Here is a 13,409-nt window from a genome sequence, read left to right as displayed (position 1 = left end):
GGGTTCCCCGCCCGCGCCGGCCGGTGCGGGCGGGAACCTCAGCCCTCGGCGGGTTCCGCGGGTTCCGCGGGTGGCCGCTCGCGCGGCTCCTCGCGCAGCGAGGGGAAGACGTGGCCGAGGTCCTCGCCCTGCTCGCGCCAGCGCGAGGTCGGGCCCACCCCGACGATGAGCGGGTCCGGCGTCCCGACGACGTCGGGGTCCTTGTCGTCGTAGGGCAGCAGCGAGAGCACGTGCCGCATGGCCTCGATGCGGGCGCGCTTCTTGTCGTTGCTGCGGATCGTCGTCCAGGGCGCGTCGGCGGTGTCGGTGTAGAAGAACATCGCCTCCTTGGCCTCGGTGTAGTCGTCCCAGCGGTCCAGGCTCTCCAGGTCCATCGGCGACAGCTTCCAGCGCCGCACCGGGTCGCTGGCCCGCAGCGCGAACCGGGTGCGCTGCTCGGCCCGGGAGACGGAGAACCACATCTTCACCAGGTGGATGCCGCTGCGCACCCACATCTGCTCCAGCTGCGGCACCTGGCGCATGAACTCCAGGTACTCCACGGGGCTGGCGAAGCCCATGACGCGCTCGACGCCGGCGCGGTTGTACCAGGAGCGGTCGAACAGCACGATCTCGCCGCCGCTGGGCAGGTGCGCCACGTAGCGCTGGAAGTACCACTGGGTCCGCTCGCGGTCGCTGGGCTTCTCCAGGGCGACGACCCGGGCGCCGCGGGGGTTGAGGTTCTCGGTGAAGCGCTTGATGGTGCCGCCCTTGCCCGCCGCGTCGCGCCCCTCGAAGATCAGCACGACCTTCTGCTCGGAGCGCTTCACCCAGTTCTGCATCTTCAGCAGCTCCACCTGCAGCCCCCGCTTGAGCTGCTCGTACTCCTTGCGGGTCATCTTCGTGGCGTACGGGTAGTCCTCCCGCCAGGTCTCCTCGGCCCCCTCGCCCAGGTGGTCCAGCAGCACCGGCACCTCCCGGCCGTCGGCGTCGCGCACGTCCGCGACGTCGTCGTCGTGGGGCAGCGTCCGCGCGGGCTCGCCGGCCTCGACCGGACCGCGTGCTTCGACCTCGTCGCTCATCCTCTGCTCCTTCCCCGCCGCCGCCCGTCCCACACCCGCCGGCGCGCTGCGGGAACCGCGTTGACCCGCCCGGCGCCGGGGGGTGCACTACGTGCGTGCTCACCCTCCACCGCCAGCTGCCCCCCGACGCCCTGCGCGCCGTCGCCGACCTGGAGCGGCGGGCCGTGGCCGTCGACGGCGGCCGCCTGAAGATCGCCTGGTCGGACCTGCGCGCGCGCCGGCACGACGGGGTGAACGACCTGCTGTGGACCGAGGCCGGCCGCGTCGTCGGCTACGCCAGCCTGGACGTGCACGGCGGCCCCGGCGTGGAGGTCGCCGGGGTGGTCGACCCCGCGGCCCGCCGGCGCGGCATCGGCTCGGCGCTGCTGGGGGCGGCCGTGGACGTGTGCCGGCAGCGCGGTGCCGGGCAGGTGCTGCTCATCGTGCCGCGCGGCTCCTCCGCCGGGCGCCACCTCGCCGAGCGCCGGGGCGCCCGGCTGCACCACTCCGAGCACGCGATGCTGCTGGACGGGCCGCCGGTGTCGGCCGAGGACCCGCGCACGAACGTGCGCCCGGCGGCCGCCGCCGACGTGGCGCTGGTGGAGCGGCTGCTGCGGGAGGCGTTCGGCGTCGAGCCCGTCGCGCTGGCCGACAGCGTCGCCGAGGGCGGCACCCGCGTCGTCGAGCACGACGGGCAGCCCGTCGGGACGCTGCGCGTGGACGTCGACGGCGGTGTCGGCGGCGTCTGGGGCTTCGCCGTCACCCCCGCCTCCCGGGGGCGGGGGATCGGCCGCGACGTGCTGGGCCGGGTGTGCCGGGAGCTGCTGGCGGGCGGCAGCCGCGGCGTGCGCCTGGAGGTCGAGGTCGACAACGACCACGCCCTCGGCCTCTACACCTCCCTGGGCTTCCGGCAGGTGCTCACCGAGGACTACTACGACGTGCCGCTGGAACCCCTCCGCTGAGCGCTCGCCTCAGCGGGGCAGCAGGCGGTGCGCCTCGTCGGCGCCGACGCCCTGGGCCTGCAGCAGGTCCACCACCGCCGAGCGCAGCTGCGCGACGACCACGGTCGCCGACAGCGACTCCGCGCCGAGCGTGCGCGGCCCCAGCGTCACCGCCAGCTCCTGCAGCCCGGCCACCGACGGCGGCGTGCTCTCCCCCGGGTAGGGCGGCTCGCCGACGGCGCGCACGGCGGCCGCCAGGGACTCCAGCGCCCCCGCCAGCGCCGGCGGCAGCTGCTCGTCGTGGTGCAGGGCGGTGCTGACCCGGCGCACCGCCACCCGCAGGTTGCGGGTGGCGCGGTCCATCCCCGCCTGCAGCTTCTTCTGCTGCACGATCTCGCTGCGCTGGCGGCGGCGCAGCGGGGACAGCCGGTGCACCTCCTGGCCGGCGGTGACCGCCTGCGCCCACCCCTCCAGCTCGGCCTGGGTGGCCCGCGCGCGGGCCAGCACCGCGTCGGCGGCCTCCACGTCGCGGGCGCGGATCGCCTCGGCGGTGTCCTCCAGCAGGTCGGCGACCTGCCCGGCGTAGGCGCGCCCGCGCCCGCGCACCTCGCGGCGCGGGTCCGGCGGCAGCAGCGCGGCGATGGCGAGCGCGACGACCACCCCCGTCATGGCGTCCAGCCAGCGCGCCGAACCGGTGCTGCCGGGCTGCGGGGGGAAGGCGATGATGAACGTCGCCTGCAGCGCCGCCTGGTTGACCAGCAGGATCCCCGAGTCCAGGAAGCGCGCGATGAACATCGCGGCGGCGACGATGAAGACGATCTGCAGCGGGCCGCGCCCGATGAAGTGGGCGATGAGGGTGCCCAGCAGCACGCCGATGGTGACGCCGATGCCCAGCTCGCCGACCCGGCGCAGCCGCTGGTTGTTCTGCACCCCCAGGCAGATGACGACCGCCACGCACGCGAAGACGGGGTAGGGCTGGTCCCACAGCTCCTGCGCCAGCAGCCAGGCGGTCCCGGCGCCGAGGGCGCACTGCAGGATCTGCCACCACGAGCCCTGCCAGCGCTGCCAGCCGGTGCGGGCCCGCCGTCGGGCGCTGACGGCGAAGGGGATCGTGCGGGCCACCCCCCGATCCTCGCAGCCGCCCGCGCCCGGCGCGCCCAGGGCAGCGCGCCCGCCCCCGCGTCGGCCAGACTCTGCCGACGTGGAACCTGCTGAGGCGCACCTCCCCGGCGAGCGGCCGCGCGCCGCCGCCCCGCCCGGTCCGGCGAGCGCCGCGGGTGCTGTCCCCGTCGTCCTCGGCGTCGACCTGGGCACCACGAGCACCAAGGTCGTCGCCTTCGACGCCGCCGGGAGCGCGCGCGCCACCGCCGGCGCCGGCTACGCGCTGCGCGAGGGCGGCGCCGGCCACGTCGAGCTGGACGCCCTGGAGGTCGTCGAGGCGGCCACCCGCGCCACCGCCGACGCCGCCGCCCGCGCCCGCGCCGCCGGCTGCGCCGTCGTCGCGGTCTCCTTCAGCTCGGCGATGCACTCCCTCATCGGCGTCGACGCGGACGGGCAGCCGCTCACCGGCCTCATCACCTGGGCCGACACCCGCAGCACCGACCTCGCCGAGCGGCTGCGGCCCACCGAGCTCGGCCGGCGGCTGCACGCGCGCACCGGCACGCCCGTGCACCCGATGTCCCCGCTGGTCAAGCTCGCGCACCTGCGCGCCCACGAGCCGGAGCTGTTCGCCCGCACGGCCCGCTGGGTGCAGGTGAAGGACCTGCTGCTGCACCGCTGGACGGGGGAGTGGGTCGTCGACCGCTCCACCGCCTCCGGCACCGGGCTGTTCTCCCTCACCGACCTCGACTGGGACCCCGAGGCCCTGGAGCTGGCCGGGGTGCACCCGGCGCAGCTGCCGGTCCCCGTCGGCGTCGAGCACGCGCGGCTGCGGCTGTCGGCGGCCAGCGCCGCGGCCACCGGGCTGGGGCGCGGCACCGTCGTCGTCGCCGGCGGCGGTGACGGCCCGCTGGCCAACCTGGGCGTCGGCGCCGTGCGCCCGGGGGTGGCGGCCCTGTCCATCGGCACCAGCGGGGCGCTGCGCGTGGCCGTCGACCGGCCCGGCACCGACCTCGACGGGCGCACCTTCTGCTACGCGCTCACCGACGAGCTGTGGACGGTCGGCGGTGCCGTCACCAACGGCGGTGTCGTGCTGCGCTGGCTGACCGAGACCCTCGTCCCGGACCTGGCGTCCGTGGCCGACGAGCTCGGCGACGTCCCCGAGGAGCCGCTGCTGGACCTGGCCGCCTCGGTCCCGCCGGGCTCGGAGGGGCTGCTGATGCTGCCGCACCTGCTCTCCGAGCGGGCCCCGCAGTGGAGCGCGGTCAGCCGCGGCAGCTGGGTGGGCCTGCAGCGCCGGCACACCCGGGCCCACCTGGTGCGCGCCGCCGTCGAGGGCGTCTGCCAGCAGCTGGCGCTGGTGGCCGACTCGGTGACCGCGGCCGGGCACGCCGTCGGGGAGGTCCGCGCCACCGGCGGCTTCGCCCGCAGCGCCGTGTGGCGCCAGCTGCTCGCCGACGTGCTGGGCCGCCCGGTCTCCTACATGGCCGGCGGCCAGGAGGGCTCCAGCTACGGCGCGGCCCTGCTCGGCCAGCACGCCCTGGGCATGGTCGAGGACCTCACCGGCGGCGGCGCCGCGGTCGTCGGCGAGGTCCTCGACCCCGATCCCGCCGCCGCGGCCGTCTACGCCCGGCTGCGGCCGGTGCACGCCGCGCTGGCGGACGCGCTCGCCCCGACGTTCCGGGCGCTGCGCGAGCTCGCCGGGGAGGAGGCGCGGGCCCACTAGGCTCCCTGCCCGTGGAGGTCCTCGTCATCGGTTCCGGTGCCCGTGAGCACGCCCTCGTCCGCGCGCTGCTCGACGACCCCGGCGTCGACCGCGTCGTGGCCGCCCCGGGCAACGCCGGCATCGCCCTGGTCGCCCCCGTCGAGCCCGTCGAGGCCGCCGACCCCGCGGCCGTCGCCGCGCTCGCGGTCCGCCTCGGCGTCGACCTCGTCGTCGTCGGCCCGGAGGCGCCGCTGGTGGCCGGGGTCGCCGACGCCGTGCGCGCGGCGGGGATCGCCTGCTTCGGCCCGTCGGCGCAGGCCGCCCGGCTGGAGGGGTCCAAGGCCTTCGCCAAGGAGGTGATGGCCTCCGCCGCCGTGCCGACGGCGATGGCGCACCTGTGCACCAGCGAGGAGGAGGTCGCCGCCGCCCTCGACGCCTTCGGCGCCCCGCACGTGGTCAAGGACGACGGCCTGGCCGCCGGCAAGGGCGTCGTCGTCACCTCCGACCGCGAGCAGGCGCTCGCCCACGCGCGCGCCTGCCTGGCCCACGGCCCCGTCGTCGTCGAGGAGTTCCTCGACGGCCCCGAGGTCAGCGTCTTCTGCCTCACCGACGGCGAGTCCGTGATCGCGCTGGCCCCCGCGCAGGACTTCAAGCGCGCCCTCGAGCACGACGAGGGCCCCAACACCGGCGGGATGGGCGCCTACTCGCCGCTGCCGTGGGCCCCGGCCGACCTCGCCGAGCAGGTCGTCGAGCGCGTCGCCCGGCCCGTCGTGGCCGAGATGGCCCGCCGCGGCACCCCGTTCGCCGGCGTCCTGTACTGCGGTCTGGCGCTGACCTCCCGGGGCCTGCGGGTCATCGAGTTCAACGCCCGCTTCGGCGACCCGGAGACGCAGGTCGTGCTGGCCCGCCTCGCGACCCCGCTGGGCGTGGTCCTGGACGCCTGCGCGCGCGGCGCCCTGGCCGCGCAGCCGCCGCTGCGCTGGCGCGAGGACGCGGCCGTCACCGTCGTGCTCGCCGCCCCCGGTTACCCGCAGCAGCCCCGCACCGGCGGGGTCCTGCACGGCCTGGAGGAGGCGGAGGCCGTCGCGGGCGCGGCGGTCCTGCACGCCGGCACGGCCCCCGCCCCCGACGCCACGGGCATCGTCAGCTCCGGCGGCCGGGTGCTCTCGGTCGTCGGCACCGGCGCCGACCTCGCCGCCGCGCGCGAGGTCGCCTACGACGCGCTGGAGCGGATCGGCCTGGAGGGCGGGCACTTCCGCCGCGACATCGCCGAGCGCGCCGCGGCGGGGGTCCTGGCGTGAGCGCCGCCCCGCAGCAGCTGCCCGGCTGGCGGCACGTCTACTCCGGCAAGGTCCGCGACCTGTACCGGCCCGCCGACGGCACGAGGGAGGGGACCGTCCTCGTCGTCGCCAGCGACCGGATCTCCGCCTACGACCACGTGCTGGCCAGCGAGATCCCCGACAAGGGCAAGGTCCTCACCGCGCTGTCGCTGTGGTGGTTCGACCAGCTCGCCGACATCGTCCCGCACCACGTGCTCTCCACCGACGTCCCCGCGGCCGTGGCCGGCCGGGCGATGGTCTGCCGCGAGCTGGAGATGTTCCCCGTCGAGTGCGTCGCCCGCGGCTACCTCACCGGCTCCGGCCTGGCGGAGTACCGGCAGACCTCCACGGTGTGCGGCATCGAGCTGCCACCGGGCCTGGTGGACGGCTCCCGGCTGGCCGAACCGGTGTTCACCCCCGCCACGAAGGCCGCGCTCGGCGAGCACGACGAGAACGTGACCTTCGAGCACGTCGCCGCCACCGTCGGCGCCGACGCCGCCGCGCAGCTGCGCGAGCTGACCCTGGCCGTCTACCGCCGCGCCGAGGGCGTGGCCCGCGAGCGCGGCATCGTGCTGGCCGACACCAAGCTGGAGTTCGGCACCGCCGACGGGCGCACCGTCCTGGGCGACGAGGTCCTCACCCCGGACTCCTCGCGCTTCTGGCCGGCGGAGTCGTGGGAGCCGGGCCGCCCCCAGCCCAGCTTCGACAAGCAGTTCGTGCGCGACTGGCTGACCTCCCCGGCCTCCGGCTGGGACCGCACCGGCGGCGCCGAGCCCCCGGCGCTGCCCGCGGAGGTCGTCGAGCGCACCCGCGCCCGCTACGTCGAGGCCTACGAGCGGCTGACGGGCTCCACCTTCACCGCCTGAGGCCCGCGGTGCCGCCGTGCGGGTGGTCGCCCGCCGGCGGCGCTCAGCCGGCGGCGCCCGGTGCCGACCCCTGCGGGGTGGACGGCGGAGCGGTGAGCGCGGTGAGCGCCTCCGTCGTCCTCGTCGTCGCTGCCCTGGCCTGCCTGGGCGCGGCCCGCCGCGCCACCCCGCGCGGGGTGCTCGGCTGGCGCTGCCAGGCGGCGGCGTTCCTGCTGGAGCTGGCCGACCGCGAGCAGGAGGCCGCGCAGGTGCTGAACCGCTGCGGGTAGCCGGGTAGCCGGGTAGCCGGGTAGCCGGTGCCTGCCGGTGCCTGCCGGTGCCTGCCGGTGCCTGCCGTGCCGGCGGTGCGGACCCGTTGCGCTGCAGGCGTTCTCGCGCGTCGCGGCGGCGCGCCGGCGCCTGGCCTAGCCTGACCGCATGAGCCAGTCGCAGCCGCCCGTCTCCAACCCCGGGCGTCCCCGCACCTGCTCGATCGCCCGTGCGCTGGAGCTGCTGGGCCAGAAGTGGTCGCTGCTGGTGGTGCGCGAGGTGTTCTACGGGGTCCGCCGCTTCGAGCAGATCGTGGCCAACACCGGGGCGCCGCGCGACGTGCTGACCACGCGCCTGCGCACGCTCGTCGAGGCCGGCGTCCTGGTGAAGGTGGCCTACTCGCAGCGGCCGCCGCGCTGGGAGTACCAGCTGACCGACGCCGGCCGGGACCTGCTGCCCGTGCTCATGTCGCTGATGCGCTGGGGCGACGAGCACCTGGCCGGCTCCGGGCCCGTGCCGGTCGTGTGGCGCCACGACTGCGGGTGCGAGCTGCTGCCGCAGACCACGTGCGCCGGCTGCGCGCGTCCTGTGGTCAGCGGCCAGCTGGAGCTGGTGCGCACCGCCGAGTCGGCCTGAGCCCCCGCCGCGGTGCGGCCCCCGTCGGGGCCGGCGCTGTGCCCGCAGAGGGTCCGTTCGGATTTCCAACTGACATCGGTAGGGTGCAGCCGTGCGCGCTCCCCTCAACCGTGTCGTGGCCGTCACCGGCCTGGGTGTCCTCAACCCCGCCGGCACCGGCGTCCCCGCGTTCTGGGCGGGCCTGATGGCCCCCGCCCCGACCACGCCGGTGCGCCGCGTCGACGGCTTCGACCCGGCGCGCTGGCTCAGCCGCAAGCAGCAGCGCACCCTGGACCGCTCCGCGCAGCTGGCGGTCGCCGCAGCCGACGAGGCGCTGCGCGACGCCGGGCTGCTGGCCCACCCCGACGCCGCGCCCAGCACGCCCGAGGCGTGCGTGCTCGCCGGTGTCGACCCCGCGCGCGCGGGGGTGGCGCTGGGCACCGGCATCGGCGGGGTCAGCACGCTGGAGGCGCAGACGGTCGTGCTCGGCGAGCGCGGCGCCCGGCTGGTCTCGCCGTTCACGGTGCCGATGTCCATGCCCAACGCCCCGGCCGCGGCGCTGAGCATGCGCTACGGCGCGCGCGGACCGGCCACCACCGTGACCACCGCCTGCGCCGCCGGCGCCGACGGCATCGCCGCCGGTGCCCGCCTGGTCGCCTCGGGCACCTGCGACGTCGTCCTGGCCGGCGGCGCGGACGTGAGCCTGACGCCGACCTGCCTCGCCGGCTTCGCCAACATGCGCGCGCTCAGCCCGAGCGGCACCACGCGGCCCTTCGACGCCCGTCGCGACGGGCTGGCCGCCGCCGAGGCGGCCGCGGTCCTCGTCCTCGAGCCGCTGGAGGCGGCCCTGGAGCGCGGGGCGGAGCCGTGGGCCACGATCGCCGGTGCGGCCTCCACCTCGGACGCCCACCACCTGACGGCCCCCGCGCCGCACGGGGCGGGGGCGCTGGAGTGCATGCGCCGCGCCCTGCACGACGCCGGTGTGGCACCGCAGGAGCTGGGGCACGTCAACGCCCACGGCACCTCCACCGTGCTCAACGACGCCGCCGAGGCCGAGGCGCTGCGGACCCTGCTCGGCCCCGCCCGCGTGCCGGTCACCAGCGTCAAGGGCGTCACCGGTCACGCCTTCGGCGCCGCCGGGGCGGTCGAGGCCGTCGCCGTCGCGCTCAGCATCCGGCACGCCCTCCTCCCGCCCACCGCCGGCCACGAGCACCTGGACGAGGGCATGGACATCGACGTCGTCACCGAGCCCACCCCGTGGGCGCCGGGACCGGTCCTGTCCAACAGCTTCGGCTTCGGCGGCCACAACGGCTGCCTGGTGGTGGCGCCGGTCCCCTGACGCGCCCGCGGGTCAGGGCCCGGTGCCGGCCGCCACCGGCTCCACCGGCTCCACCGGCCCCACCACCGCCGCCGCCCGCGTCGCGGCGCCCCTGCCCACCCGCAGGACGGCGCCGACCGCGCCCACCGACAGGCACGAGCCGACCGAGCCCACCGACAGGCACGAGCCCACCGAGCCGATCGACAGGGTCGAGCCGACGCTGCCGATCGACAGCACCGAGCCGACCGAGCCGATCGACAGGAACGAGCCGCCCGAGGCGATCGACAGCGCCGAGAACGCGCTGCGGACGCTCTGCCAGGACCACCGCGACGCACCGCTCACCGCCCCATCCTGACCCTTCCGCCGGTGATCTTCCTCCAGCGCTGCGCGCTGGCTCCAGGTGCACCTGGAGGAGGACCACCACCAGGGGGGACGGGTGGGCTGGCAGGGTGGGGGCGTGCCCGACGCGCCCCCACCCGGTCCCGGCCCGGCGCCGTCGCGGGGCTGGGCCCCGCACGTGCCCGCCGTGCTGGCCGCGCTCGCGCTGCTGCTGGGCCTGCAGCTGCTGGGCACGCTGCTCGTCGACGCGCTCGGGCTGCCCGTGCCGGGCGCCGTCGTGGGGCTGGTCGCGCTGCTCGCCGTCGGCGCGCGCTTCCCGGGGGTCGCCGCGCGCGCCGAACCGGCCGCGGCGCCCCTGCTGCGGCACCTGCAGCTGCTGTTCGTGCCGCCCGGCGTCGGGGCGCTGACCCAGCTGCCGGTCCTGGCGCGCTCGGCGGGACCGCTGGCGCTGGCGGTGGTCGGCTCCTTCGCCGCGGGGCTGCTCGTGGCCGGGCTGGTGCTGCAGCGGGCGCTGCGCCGCCGGGAGCGGGAGGGGGGAGCGCGGCGGTGAGCGCGCTGGAGGGGGTGGTGCACGCCCCGGGGTTCGGGCTGGCGCTGACGCTGGGCGCCTACCTGGCCGCCGGGGAGCTGCACCGCCGGCTGGGGCGGCCCGCGCTGCTGGCGCCGGTGCTGGTGGCGATGGTCCTGGTGGCCGCGGCGCTGCAGCTGCTGGGCATCCCCTACGGGGAGTACCTGGCCTCGGTGTCGGTGCTGACCCTGCTGCTGGGGCCGGCGACGGTGGCGCTGGCGCTGCCGCTGCTGGGCTCGGGCCGCGCGCTGCTGGCCGACCGCGCGGCGGTGCTGGGCACGCTGGTGCTCACCGGGACCGTCAGCGTGGCGGTGACGGTCGGGGCGCTGGTGGCGTTCGGGGTGCCCGGTGAGCTGGTGCGCACCGCGCTGCCGCGCTCGGTGACCACGCCGGTGGCGCTGACGGTGGCGCAGGCGATCGGGGCGAACGCGACGCTGGCGGTGGTGCTGACGCTGGTCTCCGGGATCCTGGGGGCGACGGTGGGCCCGTGGTTGCTGGACCGGGCGGGTGTGGTGGACCCGCGGGCGCGCGGCTTCGCGGTCGGGGTGGTCTCCCACGGCATCGGCACCTCGCGGGCGCTGGCCGAGTCGCCGGTGGCGGGGGGCTGGTCGAGCGCGGCGATGGTGCTCAACGCGCTGGCGATGACGGCGGTGCTGCCGCTCGTGGCGCGGGCGTTCGCCTGAGCCGCGCCGGGGCCGGCGGGCGTCCGCACCCGCCGGCCCCGTGCGCGTCGGTCCGTGCGCGTCAGTCCGTGGCGGGCGGCACCCCGTCGTCGTCGGAGCCGCCGCCCAGCCCGACCTCCTCGCGCTCGCGCTCGACGCGGTGCCCGAGCTCGTCGTCGCTGGGCCGGGCGGGCATCTTCGCGTGCTCCTGGCGGTCGCGGGGGGCGGCGATCTGCGGGTCGATCACGTCGTCCAGGGTCGGTTCGTCGTGTTCGCTGCTCATGCTCCGACGCTAGGCAGCGTTCCCGCCGGGCGCACCCGGAGCCGTGCCGGGAGCGGTGCCCGAGGGCCGGGGCCGGCCCAGGTGGTAGCCCTGCCCGTGCGAGACCCCCAGCTCCTGCAGGCAGCGCAGCTCGGCGGCGGTCTCGATGCCCTCGGCCACCACGTCCGCGCCCGTCTGGTGCGCGAACGTGGTGAGGGCGGCCGCCAGGGCGCGCCGGGTGGGGTCGCGGTGCACGTCGCGGATCAGGCTCATGTCCAGCTTGATGAACTCCGGTGCCAGGGCCAGGACGTGGCGCATGCTGGCGAACCCGGCACCCGCGTCGTCGACGGCGATGCGCAGCCCCGCGGCGCGCAGCGGGGCCAGGTGGCGCAGCAGCGCCGGGTAGTCCTCGACGCGCTCGTGCTCGGTGACCTCCAGCACGAGGTCGTCCAGGCGCCGGCCCTCCAGCGCGCGCGCCAGGCCCGGCGAGGCGGCCACGGCGGGGCTGACGTTCAGGGACAGGAACCCCGGGCCCGCGGGCCGCTGCCCCAGCGCGGCGCGCAGCGCCGCGAGCTCCAGCTCCTCGCCGGCGCCGATGCGCCTGGCGTCGGCGAACCACTCGTCGGGCGTGCCGGTGGGGAAGCGCGTCAGCGCCTCGGTGCCCGCCGTGCGCAGGGAGCCCAGCTCCACGACCGGCTGGTACACCGGCCGCGGGCCGCCGTCGCGGCGCAGCAGGTCCAGGCGCGCCAGCACGCCGTGGCGGTCCTCGGCCCGCTGCTCCTCGCGGGTCAGCAGCTCCTCCAGCGCCTCGGCGACGATCTCCAGGACACCGGCGTCGCGGGGACCGGCCGCCGGCTGCGGCGTGCGCGACAGCGCGCACAGGGTCCCGTAGAGGCTGCCGTCGCGGCGGCGCAGCGGGACCCCGACGTAGGCGCCGACGCCGAGCTCGGCGCGCAGCGGCAGGTCGGCGGTCACCGGGTGCGCCAGGGCGTCGGGCACGACCGGTTCCAGCCGCCCGTCGAGCACGCGCTCGCAGAAGGTCCCGGCCCGCTCCCAGCGGAACCCCGTCAGCGCCGGCACGCCCGGTCCGGCCGCCAGGTGCCGCACCGCCCACGTGTCGCCGTCGAACTGCCCGACGGCGGCCGCGTCCATGCCCAGCTGGCGGCGCGCGACGTCGAGCAGCCGGACGATCTGCGCGGCGGTGGAACCGTGCTCGGGGTCGGTGGTGAACAGGGCCGGGTGCACCTGCGGGCGCGCGGTGCCCGCGCGGGTGCGCTCCCGGCGCCCGGCGCGAGCGGCCTTGTCGGCGTACATGGCCGCGTCGGCCTCCTGCCAGGCGGCCACCAGCCCCGCCCCGGCCCGCCGCGTCGCCGCTCCCACGGACGCGCCGACGCCGGCGGTCGCCAGGTCCGCGCGCACCCGCTCCACCACCCGGGCGGCGGCGGCCGCGTCGGCGCCCGGCAGCAGCAGGGCGAACTCGTCGCCGCCGGTGCGGGCCGCGAAGTCCTCCGGCCGCAGCCGGCGCAGCGCGTCGGCCGCCCGCAGGATGAGGGCGTCGCCGGCCGCGTGGCCGAGGGAGTCGTTGACCTGCTTGAGCCCGTCGAGGTCGACCACGACGACCGAGGCCGTGGAGCCCAGGCGCCGCGCCCGCGCCTCCTCGGCGGCCAGCGCGAGGTCCCAGGCCCGCCGGTTGCCCAGCTCGGTGAGCGCGTCGCGGCCGGCGGTCGACTCGGCGTGCTCGGCGCGGCGGGCCTCCTGCTCCAGGCGCAGCTCGTAGGCCAGGACGGTGCCCAGCAGCCCGGCGGCCAGCTCGACCTCCGCGACGTGCTGCTCCACCCGCTCGCCGACGCGGGTGCGCGAGCCGGCGCAGACGGTGCCGAGCACGGCGCCGTCGGGTGCGGTCATCGGGACGGTCAGGTAGGAGCGGAAGGGCAGGCCGGTCGCGGCCCTGGCGTGCGCCCAGCCGGGCACCTCGTCGACCTCGAGGGCGAAGCGGGGCGCGCGGCCGGCGACCGTCGCCGCGCAGAAGGTGTCCGACCAGGGCAGGACGTCGCCGGCGCGGACCCCGACGCAGGTGGCGTCGATCGCCTGCAGGACGACGTAGTCCTCGCCGTCGCGGCGCGAGACCGCCCACATGTCCATCCCCAGCCGCGCGTGCAGCTGGCGCAGCGTCGCCCCGGCGGCCGTGGAGAAGTCCGCGACGGGCCCCGGGACCTCGGGCGGTGCGGAGGGGACGGGGTGGCTCACGCGCTGTCCATCGGCTGTCGGGGAGCACCGCTTGAGGGGGCCCCGCGCGTCGCCGGGCCCTCGTCGGGCACGCGCAGCACCCGCCCGGTACGGTCGGCTCGATCGTCAGCTCGACCCGCCGGTGGAGAACCCCGCCGGCTGCTCGTGCGTCGCCTGCTGCCCGTCCGACCGGCCGAACACCGA

14 protein-coding genes are annotated in these 13,409 nt (G+C 77.5%); 9 read left to right on the top strand and 5 right to left on the bottom strand.

From position 1 onward, the window contains the following. Window positions 1–38: 38 nt before the first annotated feature. On the bottom strand, window positions 39–1,058 hold the full coding sequence (ppk2, locus tag ACRYM2_RS10695; RefSeq protein ID WP_432522165.1) for a polyphosphate kinase 2: 1,020 nt from the start codon (window positions 1,056–1,058) through the stop codon (window positions 39–41). 95 nt (window positions 1,059–1,153) lie between these two features. Between ppk2 and ACRYM2_RS10690 the strand changes: the two genes are divergently transcribed. Then, window positions 1,154–1,999: a GNAT family N-acetyltransferase gene (locus tag ACRYM2_RS10690; RefSeq protein WP_432522163.1), complete on the top strand. Its 846-nt coding sequence runs from the start codon at window positions 1,154–1,156 to the stop codon at window positions 1,997–1,999. Window positions 2,000–2,008: 9 nt separating this feature from the next. On the opposite strand, the gene ACRYM2_RS10685 is transcribed toward ACRYM2_RS10690, so the two are convergent. Continuing rightward, a complete protein-coding gene (locus tag ACRYM2_RS10685; RefSeq protein WP_432522161.1) occupies window positions 2,009–3,100 on the bottom strand; it encodes an FUSC family protein in 1,092 nt (363 codons plus the stop codon). A 79-nt stretch (window positions 3,101–3,179) separates the two neighbouring features. On the opposite strand from ACRYM2_RS10685, the gene ACRYM2_RS10680 reads away from it, so the two are divergent. The 6 genes from ACRYM2_RS10680 (at window position 3,180) to ACRYM2_RS10655 (ending at window position 9,169) form a co-directional block, all read left to right on the top strand. Continuing rightward, window positions 3,180–4,802: a gluconokinase gene (locus ACRYM2_RS10680; RefSeq protein ID WP_432522160.1), complete on the top strand. Its 1,623-nt coding sequence runs from the start codon at window positions 3,180–3,182 to the stop codon at window positions 4,800–4,802. Window positions 4,803–4,813: 11 nt separating this feature from the next. Next, a complete protein-coding gene (gene purD / locus ACRYM2_RS10675) occupies window positions 4,814–6,082 on the top strand; it encodes a phosphoribosylamine--glycine ligase (protein WP_432522158.1) in 1,269 nt (422 codons plus the stop codon). Beyond that, window positions 6,079–6,966 carry a phosphoribosylaminoimidazolesuccinocarboxamide synthase gene (locus ACRYM2_RS10670; protein ID WP_432522156.1) on the top strand — a complete coding sequence of 296 codons (888 nt, stop codon included), beginning with the start codon at window positions 6,079–6,081 and terminating at the stop codon, window positions 6,964–6,966. The genes purD and ACRYM2_RS10670 overlap by 4 nt, the downstream gene beginning before the upstream one ends. A gap of 101 nt (window positions 6,967–7,067) precedes the next feature. Further along, a complete protein-coding gene (locus ACRYM2_RS10665; protein WP_432522154.1) occupies window positions 7,068–7,235 on the top strand; it encodes a hypothetical protein in 168 nt (55 codons plus the stop codon). A 148-nt stretch (window positions 7,236–7,383) separates the two neighbouring features. Further along, the gene (locus ACRYM2_RS10660; protein ID WP_432522152.1) at window positions 7,384–7,851 is read left to right on the top strand and encodes a winged helix-turn-helix transcriptional regulator; all 468 of its coding nucleotides are present in this window, start codon (window positions 7,384–7,386) and stop codon (window positions 7,849–7,851) included. 91 nt (window positions 7,852–7,942) lie between these two features. Then, window positions 7,943–9,169, top strand: a complete 1,227-nt coding sequence (locus ACRYM2_RS10655) for a beta-ketoacyl-[acyl-carrier-protein] synthase family protein (protein WP_432522150.1) — start codon at window positions 7,943–7,945, stop codon at window positions 9,167–9,169. Between the two features lie 12 nt (window positions 9,170–9,181). On the opposite strand, the gene ACRYM2_RS10650 is transcribed toward ACRYM2_RS10655, so the two are convergent. Continuing rightward, a complete protein-coding gene (locus ACRYM2_RS10650; protein WP_432522148.1) occupies window positions 9,182–9,490 on the bottom strand; it encodes a hypothetical protein in 309 nt (102 codons plus the stop codon). Between the two features lie 115 nt (window positions 9,491–9,605). Between ACRYM2_RS10650 and ACRYM2_RS10645 the strand changes: the two genes are divergently transcribed. Beyond that, window positions 9,606–10,037 (top strand): CidA/LrgA family protein, encoded by a 432-nt coding sequence (locus ACRYM2_RS10645; protein ID WP_432522146.1) that lies wholly within the window; start codon window positions 9,606–9,608, stop codon window positions 10,035–10,037. After that, window positions 10,034–10,738 carry an LrgB family protein gene (locus tag ACRYM2_RS10640; RefSeq protein ID WP_432522144.1) on the top strand — a complete coding sequence of 235 codons (705 nt, stop codon included), beginning with the start codon at window positions 10,034–10,036 and terminating at the stop codon, window positions 10,736–10,738. The genes ACRYM2_RS10645 and ACRYM2_RS10640 overlap by 4 nt, the downstream gene beginning before the upstream one ends. Before the next feature lie 61 nt (window positions 10,739–10,799). Here the strand turns inward: ACRYM2_RS10640 and ACRYM2_RS10635 are convergent, their stop codons facing one another. Beyond that, window positions 10,800–11,000, bottom strand: coding sequence for a hypothetical protein (locus ACRYM2_RS10635; RefSeq protein WP_432522142.1), 201 nt, complete (start codon window positions 10,998–11,000; stop codon window positions 10,800–10,802). Window positions 11,001–11,009: 9 nt separating this feature from the next. After that, on the bottom strand, window positions 11,010–13,226 hold the full coding sequence (locus ACRYM2_RS10630; RefSeq protein ID WP_432522140.1) for an EAL domain-containing protein: 2,217 nt from the start codon (window positions 13,224–13,226) through the stop codon (window positions 11,010–11,012). Between the last annotated feature and the right edge of the window lie 183 nt (window positions 13,227–13,409).

The organism is Kineococcus aridisoli (genome assembly GCF_050871885.1).
Classification (GTDB): domain Bacteria; phylum Actinomycetota; class Actinomycetes; order Actinomycetales; family Kineococcaceae; genus Kineococcus.
Note: the sequence above shows the minus strand (reverse complement) of the source record. Positions and strands in the feature narration are given on the sequence as shown.